The following is a 575-nucleotide window of genomic DNA, read 5'->3' on the forward strand; positions in this document are numbered from 1 at the left end:
CCGCGGTGCTCTGGGTCGCGGGCATCCAGCAGGGGCTGATGTGGCGAGAATACAATTCCCAGGGCTTCCTCGTCTATTCCTTCGCTGAAACGGTCGCGGCGATGATCCCCTATTACGTGCTGCGTGCCGTCGGCGGAGCACTCTACCTAGCGGGTGGCCTCGTCATGGCCTGGAACGTGTTCATGACGATCCGCGGCCACCTGCGCGACGAAGCGCCAATCCCGACCAGTTTGGTGCCCCAGGCACAGCCTGCCGAGTGAGGTGAGACATGGCATCGTTACTTGATAAACATAAGACCCTCGAGAAGAACGCGACGCTTCTTCTGGTCGGCTCGCTGCTGGTCGTCAGCATTGGCGGCATCGTTGAAATCGCACCGCTGTTCTACCTGCAGAACACGATCGAAAAAGTGGAAGGCATGCGGCCCTACACGCCGCTAGAGCTCGCCGGACGGAACATCTACATCCGTGAAGGCTGCTATCTCTGCCACAGCCAGATGATCCGGCCGTTCCGTGATGAGGTCGAACGTTACGGCCATTATTCGCTCGCCGCGGAATCGATGTACGACCACCCGTTCC

The 575-nt window shown here is 59.8% G+C and carries 1 protein-coding gene and 1 pseudogene; both read left to right on the forward strand.

Annotation, left to right across the window (positions count from 1 at the left end):
* Nucleotides 1–260, forward strand: a pseudogene (locus CO660_RS32525) (cytochrome-c oxidase, cbb3-type subunit I); the annotation flags it as partial.
* 8 nt (nucleotides 261–268) lie between these two features.
* A partial coding sequence (locus CO660_RS32530) for a cbb3-type cytochrome c oxidase subunit II (RefSeq protein ID WP_176536425.1) occupies nucleotides 269–575 on the forward strand: 307 nt, incomplete at its 3' end.

This window comes from Rhizobium sp. L9 (genome assembly GCF_002531885.1).
Lineage (GTDB): Bacteria > Pseudomonadota > Alphaproteobacteria > Rhizobiales > Rhizobiaceae > Rhizobium.